Origin of the sequence: Wolbachia endosymbiont of Ctenocephalides felis wCfeJ (genome assembly GCF_012277315.1) — a bacterium.
In the GTDB taxonomy this organism is placed as follows: domain Bacteria; phylum Pseudomonadota; class Alphaproteobacteria; order Rickettsiales; family Anaplasmataceae; genus Wolbachia.
In genome coordinates, this window is sequence record NZ_CP051157.1 from 314,346 (window position 1) to 333,844 (window position 19,499).

Here is a 19,499-nt window from a genome sequence, read left to right on the forward strand (position 1 = left end):
GTGTTAAGCTACTTAGATGACACCTTCTATTGTGTGAGTTAAAACAAATGTTCGTAAAGTTATATAACTAGCTACGCAGTTCAATTATCCTGCCACAATTTTGCTCTATTACGTTTGCTACACTCAATATTCCAGCTTCATCGTAATAGTTTCCAATTACTTGCAAAGCAAGTGGTAAACCTTCATTTGAAAGTCCAACAGGAACAGAAATGGCAGGTAGACCAGCTAAACTTGCAGGTACAGTAAAGACATCATTAATACACATAATCGGTGGATCCGGCTTTTCATTTAAGCCGAAAGCTTCTGTTGGAGCAGACGGGACAAGTATGTAATCTATTTTTTCAAATGCTTTTACGAAATCATCTCTTATTAATGCTCTAATACATTGTGCTTTTTCATAGTATTCATTGTAGTGACCTGAAGAAAGTGCGTAAGCACCAATTAAGATTCTTCTTTTCACTTCTTTTCCAAAACCTTCTGCTCTTGTTAGCGAATACATTTCTTCAAGAGTGTCAGCATCAACCCTGAATCCATAACGCACACCATCATAGCGAGCAAGATTAGATGAAGCTTCAGCAGAACAAATTAAATAATATACTGGTATTGCATATTTAGTGTGCGGCAGAGCAATATCAACAACTTCAGCACCATTTTCTTTTAAATTGGAAGAAATTTTTTCCCAATAATGGATAATTTCTTCTGAAATCCCGTCCATCCTATACTCTCTTGGTATACCAATACGCTTGCCTTTGATATTACTACTTATCAGACTAGAGAACTTAGGTACTGGCCTTTCACTCGATGTTGAATCTTTGTCATCGTAGCCACAGATTGTTTCCAGCATTAATGCTGAATCAGAGACGGAACGAGTAATGACTCCTGCTTGATCCAGAGAACTTGCAAACGCAATCATGCCAAAACGCGAGCATCTTCCATAAGTTGGCTTTGTTCCAACTACACCGCAATAAGCTGCTGGTTGTCGTACAGATCCGCCAGTATCGCTTCCGAGTGCTCCGGCACATAAAAATCCAGCAACCGATGCTGCAGATCCACCAGATGATCCACCAGGTACAACCTTTTCCCCATCGCTTTTTCTGGTCCACACGTTTTCAACAGGGCCAAAATAGCTATTTGTGTTTGCAGAACCCATAGCAAATTCATCCATGTTAAGCTTACCGAGCATGGCTGCTCCACTTTTTAAAAGCAAGTCGGATACCGTAGATTCATAAGTTGGAACGAAGTTTTCCAGCATCTTTGAACATGCTGTTGTTTTTATTCCTTTCGTGCAAAATAAATCTTTTACACCAACTGGTATACCCATGAGCGGTGGGATTATACTATCTTCCTGTTTTGAAAAATATTCATCTGCTGCTTTAGCGGCTTTTATCGCTATTTCTGGAGTTTTTGTTACAAATGCATTTAATTTCTCATTTTCAACTGCTTTGATATGTGCCTCTACGAGTTCGACAGCAGAAAAGTCTCTCCTTTTCAGCCCATCACGCATTTCTGTAATGCTTAATTTTCTTAGCTCATTCATTAATATTCAATTCTTAGCAAGATATCAATTATAACAATAATAAGGTAAAAGGTCTATACATTTATAATTACAGTTAGAAAGATAACCAATACAACTTAGATCATCGAAACGGATAGAAACAGTAGATAATATAGGAATTCATTAAGCAGAAGCATACAGAAATTTGCTGAATGGAAAAAGGCAAAAGAACCCCATGCTAGTGCATAAAGTTTGCTGTCTAATGTTAAAAACCATAGGCGCCTCTTTTGGTTTTTTTATGATGTATTGACGCTTAAGCTAATTGTAAGCCTAGTCTAGAATGCTGAACATAATGACCCTCCTGTGAAGAAAGATTCAGGAAAAGTGTAGCGCAGGAATGCATGTGCACCTACACGCCCTTTGCTGGAATAGATACACTTTTTACTGAATTTAGTTATTTAATGAAAAGCCTGCAGACAAAGATAAATTTTTGAGCTCTAAAAATATCTCTAACTTTAATTATAATCAAGTTTAAAAAAAATGGAAGCAATTTTTTTATAAATAGAAAAAAATTTGTCCGTTTTTAGTTTTGCTGTAAAACAATTGAATTGACTTGAATACGAACAATCAATATAACTTAGTTAATTCATATTGACTCTTTCGTCTAGTGGTTAGGACACCACCCTTTCACGGTGGTAACACGGGTTCAAATCCCGTAAGAGTCACTCTTAGTGGTAGTTTTAACATGATTTAAATCTTCTCGGGCCTTCTTTTGCCTTTTTTCTGCTTAGTAAATTTCTTCAATACTTATCGCTAAAGCAATTCAAAGATCCGTGAAGGGCTGTCAAACGAAATGATATCTCATTCGCTTTATGACGGCAGTGCTTGATCACAAAAAAATTAATCGCAAACAAGCATACTAGGCAACATTTTTGCTAAAATCACCAAAGCACTAGATTCTCCACGCGTCACGCGCTGAAATGACAAAGTTATGAGTGTCATGCAAACATCCTGCAAGTAGATGACACTGGAACCATACAGTTTATTATGAAAGAGTTTAAAAGCAAATTGACTTTCATTCTGCTAAAACACTATACTAAAGCCACAATGGGTAACTAGCTCAGTTGGTAGAGCACTTGCTTGACGTGCAAGAGGTCACTGGTTCGAGCCCAGTGTTACCTATTTTTGTCCATGAAAAGATTTTATATGACAGCAGTGCACAACGGCAAGCATTCAGCAGCAGAGTCCAAACGCCTAATCTACTCCATAATAATAGTTGCAATCACAATGTTTATGGAGATAGTAGGTGGAATAATTTCACATTCGCTTGCTCTGTTGTCAGATGCAGGACATATGCTTACTGACCTCTTTGCCTTAGTTTTAAGTTGGATAGCACACAAATTTTCAGCTAAGAAATCTGATCTACAAAGATCATATGGGTATCACAGATTGCAGATAATTGCAGCATTTGTCAATGGTTTAACTCTATTCCTCATTGCAGCAATCATTATAATTGAGTCAATAAAGAGAGTGATTTTCCCAGTCAATATCGAGTGGAAAATAATGTTAATTATTGCCACGCTTGGACTGATTGCTAACATCATAGTCTTTTTTGTATTACACGGTAAATGCGAAAGCAATATAAATATAAAGAGTGCCGTGCTGCACGTCATAGGAGATATTTTAGGCTCCATAGCTGCTATACTTGCGTCCATAATTATTATGCTTACTGGATGGCAAATAGTAGATCCAATCTTATCAGTATTTGTTAGCGTAATAATTTTAAACAGCGGCTATAAGATTCTTAAAAATTCTTGCCATATACTTCTTGAAGGTACGCCTGAGGGGATATCTGCTGAAGAGATAAGAAGCGAGATTACATCTAAGCTACCTGACGTTATCGATGTACACCATATACATGCATGGTCGTTGTCTGATAATTATTTTATAATCACCATGCACGCTAAGGTAAAACGAAATGCACAACACAGTGATATTTTGTATGAGATAAAAAAAATGTTGTTAAATAGGTTCGAAATAGCACACTCCACAGTTGAAATTGAAGATGATGAGTGTGCGGATGATAAGATATTGAAAGTGTAGATTACAAAGTGAAGCTTAAGGCAAAAGGAGCTATAAAGGTGCTACTGCTTATAAAACTTATGTTCCTTTCCCTGCAGAAGATTTGCAATGTTTTTATAATGTTTCAAGAAAATTAATATTGCTACAGTGAGTAGTGCAAGAAATAACTCTTTTTGCAAAAGGAAAGACACTACAACAGCTATTACAGTAGCAGTCAAAGAAGCAAGGGAAGAATATCGAAAAGTAAAAAATACTGCTAGCCAAATAAATATGAATACTAATGCAATAGAGATATTAAGTGCTATCAAGATCCCTAAAGTTGTTGCAACTCCTTTTCCTCCTCTGAACTTTAGCCAAATAGGGAACATATGTCCTAGAACTGCTAAAATTGCGGATGCACATATGTAAAAACTACCAATATCGAAAAATTTTTGTGCTATATAAACCACAATGAATCCCTTCGAGGAGTCTAAAAGCAATGCCAGAGCAGCAAGCTTCTTATTTCCTGTTCTCGCAACGTTTGTGGCACCAATATTTCCAGAACCTACTTTTCTTAAATTTATTCCCTTGATTCTTGTAATAATTAAACTAAACGGTATTGAACCGAGCACGTAGGATAGTATAAGGATTACATACTTCTCCATCATTCCAGTATTACATCTCCTATCATCAAAGTAGCCCAGATTGTGTCATTGCGAGTAGCCCAAGGGTGTCATTCCAGTGCTTGACACTGGAATGACACCCTTAGTTGTACAATATACTTCTTCATACATTGAAGATCTAATTAATTTTATTATTTCTCAACCTATTTAAGTAGCATTGAACTTCATTGTTAATCTGATTACTAAACAGTATAAGTGCTGTCATATTGATGAGAGCTAAACAGGAGAATAAAGTACCACCAATATTGGCAATAGCCATTATATCTCTAGATAACCCAGAGAAAAATGCAACCACCACTACTGCTATGCGATATATTACTATACTCTTTGTGCCAAACAGATATAGCCATCCCATTTCACAACAATAGACAAATGAAATTACTGAAGAAAATGCAAACAGAGGCGCAGCTACCGTTAGAAGTATAGGAAACCAAGAAGAAACTGTTTCAAATGCTTTGTGGGTGATCAATATTCCCTCACCAATACCGGTTTGGTATGCACCTGTTATTACTATTGTTATTCCTGTTAAACAGCAAATTAACATTGTATCGAAGCACGGCTCTATCATTGCAACTAATCCAGTTCTAACTGGCTCTTCATCTTTAGCTACTGCGTGCGTAATTGAAGCAGAACCAACACCTGCTTCACTGGCAAAAATCGCCCTTTGAATTCCAGCAACAAATGCTCCTACTACTCCTCCACCAACGGCATTAAAATCTATCATGCTAGAGAATAATATTTTAAATGCATTGCCAAAATTGTGAATATTAAATGCAATAATTGTGACACAACCAAAAATATATATGAGTGACATAACAGGCACTAGTGCAGAAGATACTATTGCTATCCTTCTGATTCCACCAATAATCACCAAAGCAAGCAGTACAGAAATTATAGAAGAAAGAAACCAAGGATTACTATCAACCCAATTTGAGTATCCAGACAGTATCGAAACCATTTGGTTAGTTTGAAATGCTACACTGCCGCCCAGACCTGATAATACAAAAAATACCGCATATACTGCAGCTAATACAATACCAAGTTTCTTAAATCCAAATTCTTCCAGTCCATTTCTTATGTATTGAAAGGGACCACTAAACAACTGTTCCTGCCCTTCTGTTCTGTGCCTAAATGCTAAAGTCACTTCAGCGAATTTCGCTGACATACCGAAAAAGCCTGTAACCATCATCCAAGGCACCGCCCCTGGCCCTCCCATTGAAACGGCAATTGCAACACCAGCAACAGTTCCAAGACCTACCGTACTTGAGAGTGCGGTTACAAATGCCTGAAGGTGTGTGATGTGACCATCATGGTGAGTTGTATCATATTTTCCACATAAGATAGCAAATGCATGCTTAAACATTCTTACGTTGAGAAATTTAAAACGCAATGTTAGAAATATATAACCAAAAGCCACTAGAAGAATTACAAATGGCACGTAAAAGACTTTGAAAAACAATACCTCATTCATGAAGTTATTTATTGTATTCAACACAGCGTCATAACTTTCGTACAAACCTGAAATAGCATGCGCATCATTAAACAGTAGGCAAAACAATACTACATACAACAATCTACAAATCATGTTTAATACCTCTTAGAATGATAATAAGAATCTATCGTGTTTAGGACTTCCTTTCTCAGTAGATATATCGCAATAGCATTTGGAACCATAAGGGACATAAATAAACTATCGCCTAGATAAGATATAAACTCTATATTTTTTGATATACAACTGATATACACTGAAACCACTATAAGAATTTGAAATAATATCAGTACTTTTTTGTTACCAAACAAGTACAATAAGGCAACTTCACAGTAGTAATAATAAGCTATTATTGTGGAGAATGCAAAGGAAAACATTATTAGCGGAAGAACTAGCTTGCTAAATAAAGGCAAGGCCGTTAAAAACACCGAACTAACTAATGTAATATCACCAATTTTATTGGTACTATGCATACCAGTGATAATTATCACAATGCCAGTCAAAAATGAGACTAATATTGTGTCTACAAATGGTGCAATCATTGCAACGCATCCAACTTTAATTGGATCTTTCTCTTTCACAACAGAATGTGCTATAGCTGCTGTTCCAGTACCTACTTCGTTGGCAAATACTGATCTTCTCACACCTGCTATTAATCCACTTAATACTCCACCTCCTATAGCTGATTTATTAAAGATATCTTGAAATATTATAGATAAAGCGTTCAGCAGGTTATTTCCGTTTACATAGATTAAATACACACACATGCCTATATATAACATGATCATAACTGGTGCTAAACCCGTTGAAACGAAAGCGATGCGCTTTATTCCTCCCAGTATTACAATTAAAACGAGTAATGATATGATAACAGATGTGTTATATTCAAAGAGGTCGTTTGATAATGCTGCGATTTGATTTGCTTGAAATGGTATGCCACCTAAGATCATTGCAATGAGTAGCATAATCGCGTAAGTAAATGCAAGGAATTTGCCGGTTTTTATGAATCCAATTTTTGCAAGCCCGTGTTCCATGTAATAAAAAGCCCCGCCAGTTGAATTTTCAGAGCGATAAGTAAATGCAAGTACTACTTCAGCAAACTTTATCGACATGCCAAGCATTCCGGTAATTATCATCCAAAAAATTGCACTTGGCCCTCCTATTGTTACAGCAATTGCAACTCCTGATATTGTTCCAAGGCCAACTGTTCCCGAAATTACTGTTGCGAACGCTTGAATATGAGTGATTATGCCATTGTCATTATTACATTTTAGGTTGAGCAGCGTTTGTATTCCATGCTTGAATAATCTGAAGTTAGTAAACCTAAATTGCACGGTACAAAAAATTCCAGTTGCAATCACCCAAATAATTATAAATGGAATGTTAAATATTTTTATATACAGAAACGAATTTAACAGTTCACTTATTTTTAAAATCATGCTGCTCACTACTTTTATATAGCTAACGTGCTTTATACGTGTAGTATATGTAAAGACCAATGCTTATTGGAATAGTAAACATATACGCAATACCTAAAATTGGCAGAGTTATCCAGGGCTTACTAACAAAGAATACGATAAAAACTCCAAAGAATGACACAAATATATATGATAGGCTCTTGGGAATGTAAATATGTTTTGCAGAAAAAGTTGGAATATGACTGACCGAACAAAATGAAATAGCCAAAAAGTAACAAGCCGTATTTCTTATGTTAAAAAACTGCTCCGTAAAAAGTAAGTATTCACTTTCATGAGATTGAAAGGTAATGATTATTGGCAATAAAGAAAGTAAAGCACATATCGGTGCTGGAACACCAGAAAAGAAGAATTTTTCCCAGTCAAGTTGTTCTGCATTCAATGATACATTAAACCTTGCAAGCCTTATCGAAATGCAGATAACATATATCATTACTAATATCCACCCTATAACTTTGATCTCCTTTAGTTTCCAAAAATATAAAAGAAATGCAGGTGCTGCACCGAAGTTTAGAAAATCAGCAAAAGAGTCAAGTTGTGCTCCAAAATCGCTAGTTGATTTTAAAATTCTGGCTATTCTGCCATCCATTCCATCTATAATTGCTGCAATGATAATAAAAATTACTGCAAACTCCCACTGCTCATTAAATGTAAATTTAAGTGAAGTTAAACCCGAGCATAAACCCAATAAAGTTATAAAATTTGGGAATAATTTAGCGACAGGTAGAGACTTACTGTTACTGCCATTATTATTCATATAATATCAAAAGTAAGCTTTTCTTGAGCATCCTCCTTATTCAAGTTTGCTATAATTGTTTCACCACCAACAACAGTTTGTCCTTCTGAGACTCTTACTTCTATACCAGCAGGAACGTAAATATTTACTCTACTGCCAAATCTTATAATTCCAAACCTTTCACCAGCCTTTACACTCTGAGATACTCTTAGATTACAAACGATACGACGTGCAACTAGTCCAGCTATCTGCTCTACAATGATCTCTTTTCCCTTTTCGTACTGAATTACAATAACTTGCTTTTCATTTTCATTGCTAGATCTATTACTTATTGCAGATACAAACTTACCTTTTTTATAGTGCATTTCCTTTACTGTGCCAGACACCGGTGTGCGATTTACATGTACGTTCAAAACACTCAAGAATATGCTAACAAGTGTAAATTTTTTCTCCTCTTCATTTTCCGCTGATAAAGGGTAACTTACTTCTTCAATTTTTGAAATTATACCGTCAGCGGGACTTAGTATAAGACCAGTATTGCCTGGCACAACTCTTGCTGGATCACGAAAGAAATAAGTACATAATAACGTTGGAAATAAGCATGTAACGCCAAATCCCCAAGATATAGAGAATGCTATACATGTTACTATAAAAGAAACTACTATAAACAAATAACCTTCCTTGTTAATGTTAGGCAAACTAAAACACATAACCTTATTAATAATAACCTGATATTAACAACTTATCACTTATCACTTCTAATGGAAAGTCTTTTTTAAATGCCAACTTGTATCTTCGTAAAGTGAGGTATTAGAGCTAAAATACCTTACAAAAGCAGATGAAACTGAATGCCCAACGGCATCAACTTAAGAGCTTTTTTTAAGGAGACACTTGAGACTTCTTGCACAACAATTTTCAGCGTCGCGCTGAAAAACTCCTTGACAGTTTCAAAAAGTCCGCTTACCATATGGCTGAAGCTATTATTTAACTTCCCAATCTGTACAGGTTAAAATGACAAGAGAACTTGTATTTGGCGTACTATTGTTTAATTTTTCGCACTATGTGCACTGCATGTCTTTTTAAAACTTCGGGTTTTTGCCCATACAAGCTGAAACGCGCTTATAAGTCGTTTAAGACATCACCCAACGCCGGATTTTAAAATAGAGAGTGGAATAACTAGCTACCTCGGGGTTTTATTGTCTTTTCTTCCTGTCTGGTAAATTTCTTAAATATTATAGCTTAGACTAGTTGCGTTTAAAAGCAGCTAAATTGCAGCGTTTAAGACACAAAAACGCCAATACTGAAAATAAATACTGACCAGGGCTTTTTTCGCTTTTTTTCTCGCTTGGTAAATTTCTTAAATATTTATAGCTAAAGCAATTCAAAAGTCTGTGAAGGGTGTCGTTCCAGCGCGTGACGCTGGAATCCAGTAAAAAAAAGAGTGGATCCCAGTGTCAGCTATTCGGATGACATCATACGGAGATGACAAGAAAAAGATTATTTGGAAGGCACCGCTTTTACTTTAACATTGACCAACTCTTGAACAGACACAGATATACTTCTTGTAGGCCTATGTCTGTTCAAACGTGAAGATTAGCAGCAGATTGCAACAAACGCAGTGGCGTAATCTTTATCGTCACTTAAAGAAAGGTGTATTACATGCTCCTTTGGAATAAAATCCTTGCTGATGGCAATGTACGGCTTTCCTCTTACGTCACTGTATATTTCTATATCTTTCATTGTAATGCCCAGGCTGAACCCACTGCCTAGTGCTTTAACAAAAGCCTCTTTTGCTGCAAAACGTTTAGCAAAATACCTTGTTTGCATTTCCTGACTGTTGTACTTTCTGCTTATCTCTATTTCCTGCTCAGTGTAGACTTTATTGAGGAATTTTTCTCCATACTTCTGCAGTATTTTCAATACTCTTGGTATATATACTATGTCAGTGCCAATACCGCGTATCATTCTGCATTGAAGCGGTTTATTGCTTCTTCAATCTGCATTTTCTCAATTTCTCCAGTTGTCCTATTCTTTATTTCAACTATATTTTCACTTGCTGCTTTCTTTCCAACAATTATTTGCCACGGTAAGCCTATTAGGTCCATTCTAGCAAATTTCACTCCTACGCTTCCCTCCGTATCATCGTAAAGCACTTCATCGCTTTTTAAAGCTTTGTATATTTTATCTGCAATTTCCATGCATTCGCTAGTTTTTGTTTGTAAGTTGATTAAGCCAATCATAAAAGGAGCCACTGCTTCTGGCCAGATAATCCCTTTATCATCATGAAAAGCTTCTATTATTGCACCAACAAGCCTTGAAACTCCAATGCCATATGAACCCATATGCGCGTTGACATTTTTTCCATCATGTGAGGTGATTTTTGCATTCATTGGCTTCGAATATTTATCACCAAAATAAAAAATGTGCCCTATTTCAATACCTTTACTAACGCTTAACTGTTCTTGCGGTATAGGGCAAGTTTCGAGGTCGTGCATATCATCTGCAACTGCGTATATACTCTTCAGGCTTTCAATATCTTCACTTTCCAGTAACTCAGAAAACTTATTGTCGTAGTATAAAGTGCTCTCACCAGTGCTTACCAATATGTGAAATTCATGGCTTAAATTTCCTCCAATTGGCCCTGTGTCTGCTCTTACTCCAATTGGAGTAAGTCCCATGCGTTTGAAGATTTTTATGTAAGTTTTGTACATCAAATTATATGAATTCAGTGCATTTTCATAGTCTATATCGAAACTATACGCATCCTTCATCAAAAATTCCCTACCTCTCATAACGCCGTAACGAGGCCTTACTTCATCGCGAAACTTCCACTGAATTTGATATAAACAAAGTGGCAAATCCTTGTAACTTTTTACCGTACCTCTAATCAAATCAGTTGCTACCTCCTCATGCGTTGGCCCAAAAAGCATATCACTCTCATGCCTATCCTTAATGCGCAGCATCTCTTTACCGTAATCGTCATAACGCCCTGATTCTCGCCAAAGGCTTGCTGGTTGCACACAAGGCATTAATACCTCAATCGCACCAGCTTTATTCATTTCATCTCTGATGATATCTTCAATATTCCTAAGCACGCGCAGACCGAGCGATAACCAAGAATAAATGCCAGACGCTGTCTGCTTGATTAAGCCCGCACGTAACATATATTGATGAGAAGCAATTTCAGCACCAATCGGGGTCTCTTTCAAAGTTGGTAGGTAATATTTTGATAGGCGCATTTAACAAATTTGATCGTACTGAGTAATTTTAGTACAATCAGATCCGTAGGTAAACTTATTTTAAGAAGGGAAGCGCTAAAACATCTCCATTCTATTACCTATAATTTTCAAACATTCTAGCACGCTCCTTAACAGGAAGAGTAGATGGGTCTTTTATCTCACCATTCACTGGACCTGCATCACACTCTTTTTTTACAGGAGGAGCTTTAGGTCTTGTTTGTAAATTATCAGGCTTAGGTGGTAGCAATGGAGATGTGGGTTTAGATTTTGCATCATCATTAGATTCACAGCTGCTGTCAGGACTTTTGCCTCTTTTTTCATTGTCTGATGGAGGAGTTAGATGTGGTGGATACTCATCTTCATCACAGCACCAATCTTGTTCAGACTCTTCACTATTACTGCTCGATACACTATTACTACGACTCCTTGACTGCGGTTCAGGAATCATATCTGACATCTTGCCATATACTCCTGACCCAGTAATTCCTTTTCTTCTTACATTAAGTTTTTTCAGAAGTTCAGCCATCAAATCTTCTTGTTGCCCACTTTCATTATTGCCTGGCTTCTTTTCTGCCATCTGCTTTAACTTATCATCATGCTCTTTCCTGGTTAAGAGCCTTTTTCCTTGTCTGATTTCTTTGAGCAAAGCATCTCTAGCACCACCTTTAGGAATATCGGGAATATTAGGCTTCTTCAGTTCTGTACTTCTATTTCTTATTTCTGCAGATAAACCAGCATTACACGGTTGAATTGGTGAATTTGAAGAACCCGAAGGTAGAGGTGGAACACCTTTTGGCAATGGAGGCGGCAGCAGCGGCGGTAGTGGCGGAGCAGCACTGTGTGACAATTGAGGAGGTGGAGGTGGTACACTGGGGCTCGAATTTGGCTGTGCTCCAGGCTTGACTGGAGGCGGTGTAAGAGTAGGCATATTTGACTTATTTTCCAGATTAGTAAAATTTTTACACACAAATTTTTGCGGTTCTTGAGATACAGTGTGGCCGGATTGACTAAGCTTCTCTCCACTAAGACCTATTTCTTTCTTATTGCCAGCTCTAGAAACAGCTAGTTTAACAAGATACGCTACTGAAATCAGTGCAATAACTGTAGAGACAGCAAAAATTGCTAAAGGAACTATTGCAGTGACACCAGCACCAGAAACTGCTGCAATAACGTAAGAAAGATGGTGACCAGCTGTAAGACTCAATATAGATGATGAGAGAGCAGCAATTAAAGGACCTAGACTGAGTGTACGCATTTTTTTACCCTTCTAGCTTATACAATATTGACGATAATAGTTAAATTATTACACCTGTCAACAATTTATGTATAATTGGTCATATCATATCTCATAGGATCATTTCTTAAGCATATATCGCAATATTTCACTTGCCATAGCAACATCTTGGCGTGGAGCTCTGCCGTGTTCTATGAATACAGAGATTGCATAGCGCGGGTTATGATAAGGGCCATAAGCAATAAATAATTTATGACTCTCGCCCTTAGAGTTTATCTCCGGTGTACCGGTTTTGCCGGCGATTTGTATATCTCTTATAAACTCAAGTTCTTTTCTATGGGCTCCAGTTCTGGCATTTACCACGCTAAGCATAGCTTTTCGAACTATGCTTAGATGCTCATGATCTACATCAATATTAGGAAAATTTTGTATCGTTTTATTCATCTCAATGTGAGGAACCACCTCTCTCCCTGTTGCAATTCTTGCTGCAAGAATTGCAAGCTGCAGCGGCGTTGTCAGTATATATCCTTGTCCTATAACTAAGTTGATAGTGTCACCTAAATACCACTGCGAATATAGCTTCCGCGCGCGCCAATCTCTATCGGGTAGCAACCCCGGAGCTTCCTCCTTAAAGGTTCCAATCAGTTTCCCGTTTCCAATACCAAATTTTCTGGCCACTTCTACCAGAGAGTCTACACCTATTTTTTTCCCTACATTATAAAAATAAGTGTTGCATGAAAGAGCCATTGCCTCATTTAAAGATACGTATCCATGAACTTTATTCCTTAAACAACGAAATTTCCGCTCCCCTATTTTCATGTAGCCCCTACACGCAAATTTTTCTTCTGGTGTGATTATTTCGTCTTTTAACCCTGCAAGTGCAACTATTACTTTAAATATTGAACCAGGCGGAATTTGATACGATAACGCACGATTTACAAGTGGTAATGAAGGAGCATTTAGACTCTCCCAGGTTTCATTCGATAATCTGCTAGTAAAAAGATTATTATCATAAGAAGGTGAATTATATAACGCTAAAATTTCTCCGTTATTTACGTTAACTACCACTACGGAACCTTTGTGACCCTGAAATACCCCTGCAATTTTCTTCTGCAGATCAATATCAATTGTTAGCTGCACATCTTGCCCGTCTTGCTGCGGTATGCTTAACAATTCTCTTATAACACGTTTCTTAGAGTTTACTTCATGCTCAGATTTTCCTGGCTCACCTTTTAATATATTATCATATGTATATTCAATGCCACTTACTCCTACTTCACTCATTCCTTGTTGTTTTTTTATATACCCAAGTATATGAGAACATATTGAACCAAACGGGTAGTAACGTTTATAAAGAGCAGTTACTTTTGCTTCTGATGACTTTTCTATCTTAGATTCAATTTCTGGTAATGTGCGCAAGTCAACTTCCTGACCAGAAATTTTTTGCCCATCAAATAGAACAATATATGAAATTTTGTTTGCTGCAAGCTCAACGCTATTCCTATCTAAAATTCTACCTCGCCTAGGCATAATAGTGGCGATTCTTATTCTATTATTGTCAGACAGTACTTCGTATTTCTGTCTGTTTCGTATTTGTAGATTATATAATCTGCAACTAAAAATTATAGAAATGGCAAATTGAACACCACCCAGTATAAACGCTCTGCGGTTAAAGACTTTATTTTTTGTCCGCATAAGATTCCTTCAAAATGCACTTCTCCTATTGGTATGCCTCTGGTTTTACTACATTACAAACCCTTTCTTCCCACTCACTTAAAGTAACAAATTCATAACCTGATTTTTTTAGTATTCTAATAATATGAGGTAAAGCTTCAACTGTATTTGATTTGTTATCATGGTCATGGAACAATATGATCGCTCCATTATGTACATTGCTTACAACTCTTTCAACTAAGATCTCTGGTTCGTCGCCTTGCCAATCCAGAGAGTCAACTGTCCATAATATTGAATACATGTTTAATCGATCAGTGTTTTCAATCAGGCTGTCATCATGACATCCATATGGTGGACGAAACCACTTTATATTCTGCTCTGTTGCATTTTTAATTGCTATATTTGTCTTTTCCAACTCCTGTAATTGTTCCTTACTTGCAAGTAACGTCAATTTTCTATGCGACCAAGAGTGATTGCCAAGTTCATGACCTGTCTCATGGATTTGCCTTACTACTTCAGATGTTTTTTTGTTTATACGCTCGCCAAGAAGAAAGAACGTTGCTCTTGCCCGATAGTTCTCCAAAATATTTACAATATCACCTGTTCTATTGTTAGACGGCCCATCATCAAATGTCAGTGCAACAAATTTATCACTGCTACTCAGCAATTTTTTTATACTACTTAAATTTTTATGTGACAGATCCAGATTACAACTGAGCCCACGATATGGTAAATTGAAATTACAACCATTACAGAAAACTGTGGTTGAGTGTAGTAAAAGAAAAACTGTTATTAGCCATCCTTTCAACCATCTCATTTTAACACCTTTCATCCCGCTTAACCATATCATTGCAGCTAAAAACCTTAGCTTACGAAACCAGAAGCATCAACCTTTTTTTGCAAGCAAGCAGCAATAACAGTATTCACCATCAAAAACGCAATGGTCATTGGGCCAACACCTCCTGGCACTGGTGTGATAGCTTTGACTTTTTCTTTCACCTCCTCGAAGTCAACATCACCTGTAAGCTTTGTTCGCTCTCCTACATTCACACTGTTTATGCCAACGTCAATTACTATTGCACTTTTTTTTATCCAATCTTTCTGAACAAAATTTGGCTTTCCAACTGCTGCAACTACTATATCTGCTTTAGAGCAATATTCAACTAGATCCCTGCTTTGTGAATGTAGAATCGTAACAGTGCAGTTTTCTTGCAGCAATAGGTGAAACATCGGTTTGCCTACGATGTTTGACCTCCCGATCACAACTGCATTTTTACCTGAAAGGTTTTCCTCAATTGATTTAATTAAATACAAAGAACCTCTAGGGGTGCAAGGTATAAGACAATTTCTTTCACCTTTAACTAATCTACCAACGTTTTCGTCATGAAAGCCGTCCACGTCTTTTTCAACGTTTACTGCGTTAATTACCCTACTTGCATTAATATGATTCGGTAGAGGCAATTGTACTAAAATACCATGCACAGATGGATCTACATTTAACTCATTAACTTTTGTGATCAATTCATCTGTTGAGATATTGTCCGGCAAAACAATGGTCTCGGAACTTATTCCTATTGATTCTGCTTTTTTTTGTTTATTGCGAACATAGACTTGACTTGCTGGATTGCCTCCTACGAGGATCACTTTAAGACAAGGAAGAATGTTGTGCTTCTTCTTTAAAATATTAATTTTTTGTGATAATCTTTCGCACAGGTCGCTTGCTATTTTTTTACCATCAATAATAATTGTCACTTCCTTGCCACTCCTTAAAATCAGGTAACTTAATATTAAATAAATCCAATACTTTGCCAATAGAATGATTAATAATATCATCCAATGATTTTGGTTTGATATAAAAAGCTGGCACCGGTGGAACGATTATCGCTCCCATCTTTGTTAATTTTAACATGTTCTGTAAATGACCAAGATGCAATGGTGACTCTCGTACCATAAGAACTAATTTTCTTCTTTCTTTCAGAGTTACATCTGCAGCCCTTGTTAATAGGTTGGAAGTAACACCTGATGCAATTTCAGACATCGTCTTCATAGAACAGGGAGCAATAATCATCCCTGAAGTTTTAAATGAACCACTTGCTATTTTTTCTCCTATTTTTTCTTCAGAATAGTAAAAATCTGCGAGTGATGTAACATCTTCAAGCCTTTCTGTCACTTCATGAGCTAGAGTTGTCCTTCCAGCATGACTTATTACTAAATGAGTTTCGTAACCAAATTTGGTGTCATTCCAGCACGTGAGGCTGGAATCTATATTTTTTTTCTCCTGGATCCCAGTGTCAAGCACTGGGATAACAGAAGAAGGTACGTGAGCAACAGAGGATTGTACAAGAAATTTATTAACATTTCTTAGCGCTTCCAGAATTCGCACGCCATAAACAGAACCTGATGCCCCACTTATTCCAATTACAATTCTGCTATTCACTTAGTTTTCTTCGTAACTCATTCCCAATGCACGCTTATAAGTATCAAGCAATATCTCTTGCTCTTCTCTATCGTCATCATCCATCTTTCTAAGCCTGACAATTTGCTTCATAACTTTCGTATCCCAACCCTCATCCGCAGCCTTCGCATACACATCACGGATGTGATCTTGAATATCCTTCTTTTCTTGTTCAAGCTTCTCAATTCTTTCCACGTAACCTTTCAACTCGTCAGCTACTACTTTTACTGTGTCTTCCATAAAACTCAACTAATTAATTGCTGTTATAGTATTATCAGTTTTCACTTGCACTTCAATAGTAGTAATAATGTTTTTATCTTTTTTCAAAATCTTAAAGTAAAAACCATACATGGAAAATTCTTCACCTTCATCAGGAATGCGCTCTATCTCGTTCACAATCATACCTGCTAGAGTTGTAGCTTCTTCATCAGGAAGATTCCAATGCAACTGTCTATTAATATCCCTAATAGTAGACTCTCCCTCTATGTGATACACATTATCAGATATTTTCTTTATAAAATTTTCCGTGATCAAATCATGCTCATCAGAAATTTCTCCAACTATTTCTTCTAATACATCCTCAAGAGTTACTATTCCCTGCAGCGCTCCATACTCATCAACAACAAATGCAAGGTGTTTCCTATTTTTACGGAAGTTATGCAGTTGTACGCTAAGCGGCGTACTTTCTGGTATAAACCAAGGTTTTGACATAACTTGAGCGATATTAACCTCTTCTATTTTATTATCCTTTTCACGCAAAGCGTTTATTAGATTTTTCACGTGAACTACTCCGACAATGTTATCCGGTTCTTTTTGCCATAGAGGCACTCTACTGTGACTGCTGGTTAAAATTTCTCTTATTAGTTCCTCTTTTTGATCTATATCAAGAGAAAATAGATTTTTCCTGTGGGTCATGATTTCTGATATTTCTGTCTCAGCTAAATCAAGTATGCTACTCAGCATATCCAAATCCTGTTGCAACATGGTTCCTTCACTGCGATGAAGAGCAATCATATTACGCATTGCATCTGCTGCAGATATTACTTCCCTATTCCTATGAAGCCCACACAACTTTAGAATGAAGTTGACAATCAACTGAATACCTAATGTCAATGGAGAAAAAATCTTGACAAAGAACAGTACAAAATAAACAGAGAATGACGTAAACTTCTCGGGATTTTGCATGGCATAGGTTTTTGGCAACACCTCACAGAACAGCAAAATACAAAAGGTCATCATAACTGTTAAGAAAAAGACGCCTTCATTTTCAAAGAAGTTTATAACTATTGCTGTAAATAAAGCAGAACAAGTAATGTTAATAATTGTGTTGCCGAGGAGTATCGTACCTATTGTTAATTCTTTTTTACTTAACAAGTGGTCGATTACCTTGGCTCTTTTGTTACCATCCAGTTTCAGCTTATTAACTCTAGAACGGCTAATTGAAGTTAACCCTATTTCTGCTCCTGAAAATAAAAACGATAAAATCAATAAAATAAAAATTATTGATAATACTGAAATCAATAACCAATCCATTAAAGTGTGATGTTATTGCAACAAAAAACAGAGTTAATTTTATATATTATAAGAAGCATTTGCAAGTTTGAAGTTCTGTATAATTAGGTTTATATACTCAAAACATTTATATATCTTTAACTGCAGAAAATAAACCATAGAGTATATCATAGGCTATATCTACATGTCTACCCTCAATAACAAGAGGAGGAGTTATTCTTATCACTCTATTATTTAAAACTCTAGTTATTATTAAACCTTTGTCAAGAGATCGGCTAACAATTTTATCAGCAAAAGGTGTCTTAAGTTCTATTCCTATTAACAAGCCCTCTCCACAAATTTCTGAGATTATTTCCGGGAACTCCTCAACTAAAGGCAGCAGTCTTTTTTTTAGGTATTTACTAACTCTTCTAACGTGCTCAAAGAAGCCTTCTTTGAGCATTACATCAAGCACCGCATTACCGACAGTCATGGCAAGAGGATTACCACCATAAGTTGATCCGTGAGTTCCCGGAGTAATTGCTTCTACTATATAATCTTTTACTAAACACGCAGCTAGAGGAAATCCGTTGCCCATGGCTTTTGCACAAGTTAACATGTCAGGCTCAATTTCTATATTTTGATAATGAAACAAAGAACCGACACGTCCATATCCACATTGCACTTCATCAAAGCACAAAATTATTCCTTGAGTCTTTGTTGTTTCTCTTACTTTGTGAAGGTATTCTACATCCAGTGTATACACTCCACCCTCGCTTTGTATGGGCTCTAAAAACACAGCAGCAGTTTCATCGCTAATTTTCTCCTCTAGCGCTTTGATGTTATTTCTTGGTACTCTATCAAAACCGGCAAGGAGTGGAGCAAAACCTTCACGTGATTTTTCATTTCCTCCGGCAGAAATTGCAGCAATACTGCGGCCATGAAATCCTCCTTCGATTGTAATGATGCGGTTGCGCTTTTTTTGCCCTTTTGAATAAAAATAACGACGAATAAATTTTATTGCAGTTTCTGTTGCTTCAAGTCCGCTCGAGCAGAAAAAAACTTTGTCCGCAAAAGTAAGTGCTGTTAAACGCTCAGCAAGCCTTTCTTGCTGCGGGATAGTGAAAATGTTAGAGCAGTGCCATAATAAATCCAACTGTTCCTTCAGCTTATTTGTTATGTATGGATGACAGTGCCCTAAGGAGGATGTAGAAATACCCGCAGCAAAATCTAAGTATTTTTTGCCATCTTGATCAAAAAGGTATACACCTTCTCCCCTAACTATAGAGGTTTCAAATCTATTGTATGCATTAACAATATGGCTCATTTTCAGTGTTGCAGTACTATCCAAAATTTTGTAACTATACTTATTACATTATTATCAACGAATAATTAATGTTTGTAAATTAACTGCTCTAAAATGACCTTACCCAGAAAAAGTGAAGAGAAAGTTAAGACGTTTTTGGA

At 36.7% G+C, this 19,499-nt stretch carries 17 protein-coding genes and 2 tRNA genes; 3 read left to right on the plus strand and 16 right to left on the minus strand.

All coding sequences use genetic code 11. The features are described 5' to 3' along the window. Positions 1-67: 67 nt before the first annotated feature. Positions 68-1,537 carry an Asp-tRNA(Asn)/Glu-tRNA(Gln) amidotransferase subunit GatA gene (gene gatA, locus HF196_RS01480; protein WP_168455507.1) on the minus strand — a complete coding sequence of 490 codons (1,470 nt, stop codon included), beginning with the start codon at positions 1,535-1,537 and terminating at the stop codon, positions 68-70. Between the two features lie 611 nt (positions 1,538-2,148). Between gatA and HF196_RS01485 the strand changes: the two genes are divergently transcribed. From HF196_RS01485 to HF196_RS01495, 3 genes are all read left to right on the plus strand, one after another. After that, positions 2,149-2,220, plus strand: a tRNA-Glu gene (locus HF196_RS01485). Positions 2,221-2,604: 384 nt separating this feature from the next. After that, a tRNA-Val gene (locus tag HF196_RS01490) sits at positions 2,605-2,677 on the plus strand. 24 nt (positions 2,678-2,701) lie between these two features. Further along, the gene (locus tag HF196_RS01495) at positions 2,702-3,598 is read left to right on the plus strand and encodes a cation diffusion facilitator family transporter (RefSeq protein ID WP_168456249.1); all 897 of its coding nucleotides are present in this window, start codon (positions 2,702-2,704) and stop codon (positions 3,596-3,598) included. A gap of 41 nt (positions 3,599-3,639) precedes the next feature. On the opposite strand, the gene plsY is transcribed toward HF196_RS01495, so the two are convergent. From plsY to HF196_RS01570, 15 genes are all read right to left on the minus strand, one after another. Then, positions 3,640-4,221 (minus strand): glycerol-3-phosphate 1-O-acyltransferase PlsY, encoded by a 582-nt coding sequence (gene plsY / locus HF196_RS01500; RefSeq protein WP_168455508.1) that lies wholly within the window; start codon positions 4,219-4,221, stop codon positions 3,640-3,642. 136 nt (positions 4,222-4,357) lie between these two features. After that, the gene (locus tag HF196_RS01505) at positions 4,358-5,824 is read right to left on the minus strand and encodes an alanine/glycine:cation symporter family protein (protein ID WP_168455509.1); all 1,467 of its coding nucleotides are present in this window, start codon (positions 5,822-5,824) and stop codon (positions 4,358-4,360) included. A gap of 2 nt (positions 5,825-5,826) precedes the next feature. After that, positions 5,827-7,167: an alanine/glycine:cation symporter family protein gene (locus HF196_RS01510; RefSeq protein WP_168455510.1), complete on the minus strand. Its 1,341-nt coding sequence runs from the start codon at positions 7,165-7,167 to the stop codon at positions 5,827-5,829. A 22-nt stretch (positions 7,168-7,189) separates the two neighbouring features. Beyond that, positions 7,190-7,960: a CDP-alcohol phosphatidyltransferase family protein gene (locus HF196_RS01515; RefSeq protein WP_168455511.1), complete on the minus strand. Its 771-nt coding sequence runs from the start codon at positions 7,958-7,960 to the stop codon at positions 7,190-7,192. Further along, a complete protein-coding gene (locus HF196_RS01520; protein ID WP_168455512.1) occupies positions 7,957-8,649 on the minus strand; it encodes a phosphatidylserine decarboxylase in 693 nt (230 codons plus the stop codon). The genes HF196_RS01515 and HF196_RS01520 overlap by 4 nt, the downstream gene beginning before the upstream one ends. 883 nt (positions 8,650-9,532) lie before the next feature. After that, positions 9,533-9,904 (minus strand): holo-[acyl-carrier-protein] synthase, encoded by a 372-nt coding sequence (locus HF196_RS01525; protein ID WP_168455513.1) that lies wholly within the window; start codon positions 9,902-9,904, stop codon positions 9,533-9,535. Continuing rightward, positions 9,901-11,178 carry a proline--tRNA ligase gene (gene proS / locus HF196_RS01530; RefSeq protein WP_168455514.1) on the minus strand — a complete coding sequence of 426 codons (1,278 nt, stop codon included), beginning with the start codon at positions 11,176-11,178 and terminating at the stop codon, positions 9,901-9,903. The genes HF196_RS01525 and proS overlap by 4 nt, the downstream gene beginning before the upstream one ends. A 94-nt stretch (positions 11,179-11,272) precedes the next feature. Further along, a complete protein-coding gene (locus HF196_RS05790; RefSeq protein WP_174855505.1) occupies positions 11,273-12,433 on the minus strand; it encodes a hypothetical protein in 1,161 nt (386 codons plus the stop codon). Positions 12,434-12,532: 99 nt separating this feature from the next. Further along, positions 12,533-14,107 (minus strand): penicillin-binding transpeptidase domain-containing protein, encoded by a 1,575-nt coding sequence (locus HF196_RS01540; protein ID WP_168455515.1) that lies wholly within the window; start codon positions 14,105-14,107, stop codon positions 12,533-12,535. Between the two features lie 25 nt (positions 14,108-14,132). After that, positions 14,133-14,936: a polysaccharide deacetylase family protein gene (locus HF196_RS01545; RefSeq protein ID WP_246198580.1), complete on the minus strand. Its 804-nt coding sequence runs from the start codon at positions 14,934-14,936 to the stop codon at positions 14,133-14,135. A gap of 14 nt (positions 14,937-14,950) precedes the next feature. Further along, positions 14,951-15,838: a bifunctional methylenetetrahydrofolate dehydrogenase/methenyltetrahydrofolate cyclohydrolase FolD gene (gene folD, locus HF196_RS01550; RefSeq protein ID WP_168455516.1), complete on the minus strand. Its 888-nt coding sequence runs from the start codon at positions 15,836-15,838 to the stop codon at positions 14,951-14,953. Beyond that, the gene (locus HF196_RS01555; RefSeq protein WP_168455517.1) at positions 15,822-16,523 is read right to left on the minus strand and encodes a UbiX family flavin prenyltransferase; all 702 of its coding nucleotides are present in this window, start codon (positions 16,521-16,523) and stop codon (positions 15,822-15,824) included. The genes folD and HF196_RS01555 overlap by 17 nt, the downstream gene beginning before the upstream one ends. Next, positions 16,524-16,781, minus strand: a complete 258-nt coding sequence (locus HF196_RS01560) for a DUF2312 domain-containing protein (RefSeq protein ID WP_168455518.1) — start codon at positions 16,779-16,781, stop codon at positions 16,524-16,526. 9 nt (positions 16,782-16,790) lie between these two features. Continuing rightward, complete coding sequence (locus HF196_RS01565; RefSeq protein WP_168455519.1) at positions 16,791-18,074, minus strand: HlyC/CorC family transporter; 1,284 nt, start codon at positions 18,072-18,074, stop codon at positions 16,791-16,793. 106 nt (positions 18,075-18,180) lie between these two features. After that, positions 18,181-19,359: an aspartate aminotransferase family protein gene (locus HF196_RS01570; RefSeq protein ID WP_168456251.1), complete on the minus strand. Its 1,179-nt coding sequence runs from the start codon at positions 19,357-19,359 to the stop codon at positions 18,181-18,183. Positions 19,360-19,499: the final 140 nt, after the last annotated feature.

Coding starts and splice junctions, on each gene's coding strand:
- HF196_RS01540 (WP_168455515.1), bottom strand. CDS start 14,107: ATGCGGACAAAAAATAAAGTCTTTAACCGCAGAGCGTTTATACTGGGT.
- HF196_RS01525 (WP_168455513.1), bottom strand. CDS start 9,904: ATGATACGCGGTATTGGCACTGACATAGTATATATACCAAGAGTATTG.
- HF196_RS01545 (WP_246198580.1), bottom strand. CDS start 14,936: ATGATATGGTTAAGCGGGATGAAAGGTGTTAAAATGAGATGGTTGAAA.
- HF196_RS01495 (WP_168456249.1), top strand. CDS start 2,702: ATGACAGCAGTGCACAACGGCAAGCATTCAGCAGCAGAGTCCAAACGC.
- HF196_RS01505 (WP_168455509.1), bottom strand. CDS start 5,824: ATGATTTGTAGATTGTTGTATGTAGTATTGTTTTGCCTACTGTTTAAT.
- plsY (WP_168455508.1), bottom strand. CDS start 4,221: ATGGAGAAGTATGTAATCCTTATACTATCCTACGTGCTCGGTTCAATA.
- HF196_RS01515 (WP_168455511.1), bottom strand. CDS start 7,960: ATGAATAATAATGGCAGTAACAGTAAGTCTCTACCTGTCGCTAAATTA.
- HF196_RS05790 (WP_174855505.1), bottom strand. CDS start 12,433: ATGCGTACACTCAGTCTAGGTCCTTTAATTGCTGCTCTCTCATCATCT.
- HF196_RS01520 (WP_168455512.1), bottom strand. CDS start 8,649: ATGTGTTTTAGTTTGCCTAACATTAACAAGGAAGGTTATTTGTTTATA.
- gatA (WP_168455507.1), bottom strand. CDS start 1,537: ATGAATGAGCTAAGAAAATTAAGCATTACAGAAATGCGTGATGGGCTG.
- HF196_RS01510 (WP_168455510.1), bottom strand. CDS start 7,167: ATGATTTTAAAAATAAGTGAACTGTTAAATTCGTTTCTGTATATAAAA.
- proS (WP_168455514.1), bottom strand. CDS start 11,178: ATGCGCCTATCAAAATATTACCTACCAACTTTGAAAGAGACCCCGATT.
- HF196_RS01565 (WP_168455519.1), bottom strand. CDS start 18,074: ATGGATTGGTTATTGATTTCAGTATTATCAATAATTTTTATTTTATTG.
- HF196_RS01560 (WP_168455518.1), bottom strand. CDS start 16,781: ATGGAAGACACAGTAAAAGTAGTAGCTGACGAGTTGAAAGGTTACGTG.
- HF196_RS01570 (WP_168456251.1), bottom strand. CDS start 19,359: ATGAGCCATATTGTTAATGCATACAATAGATTTGAAACCTCTATAGTT.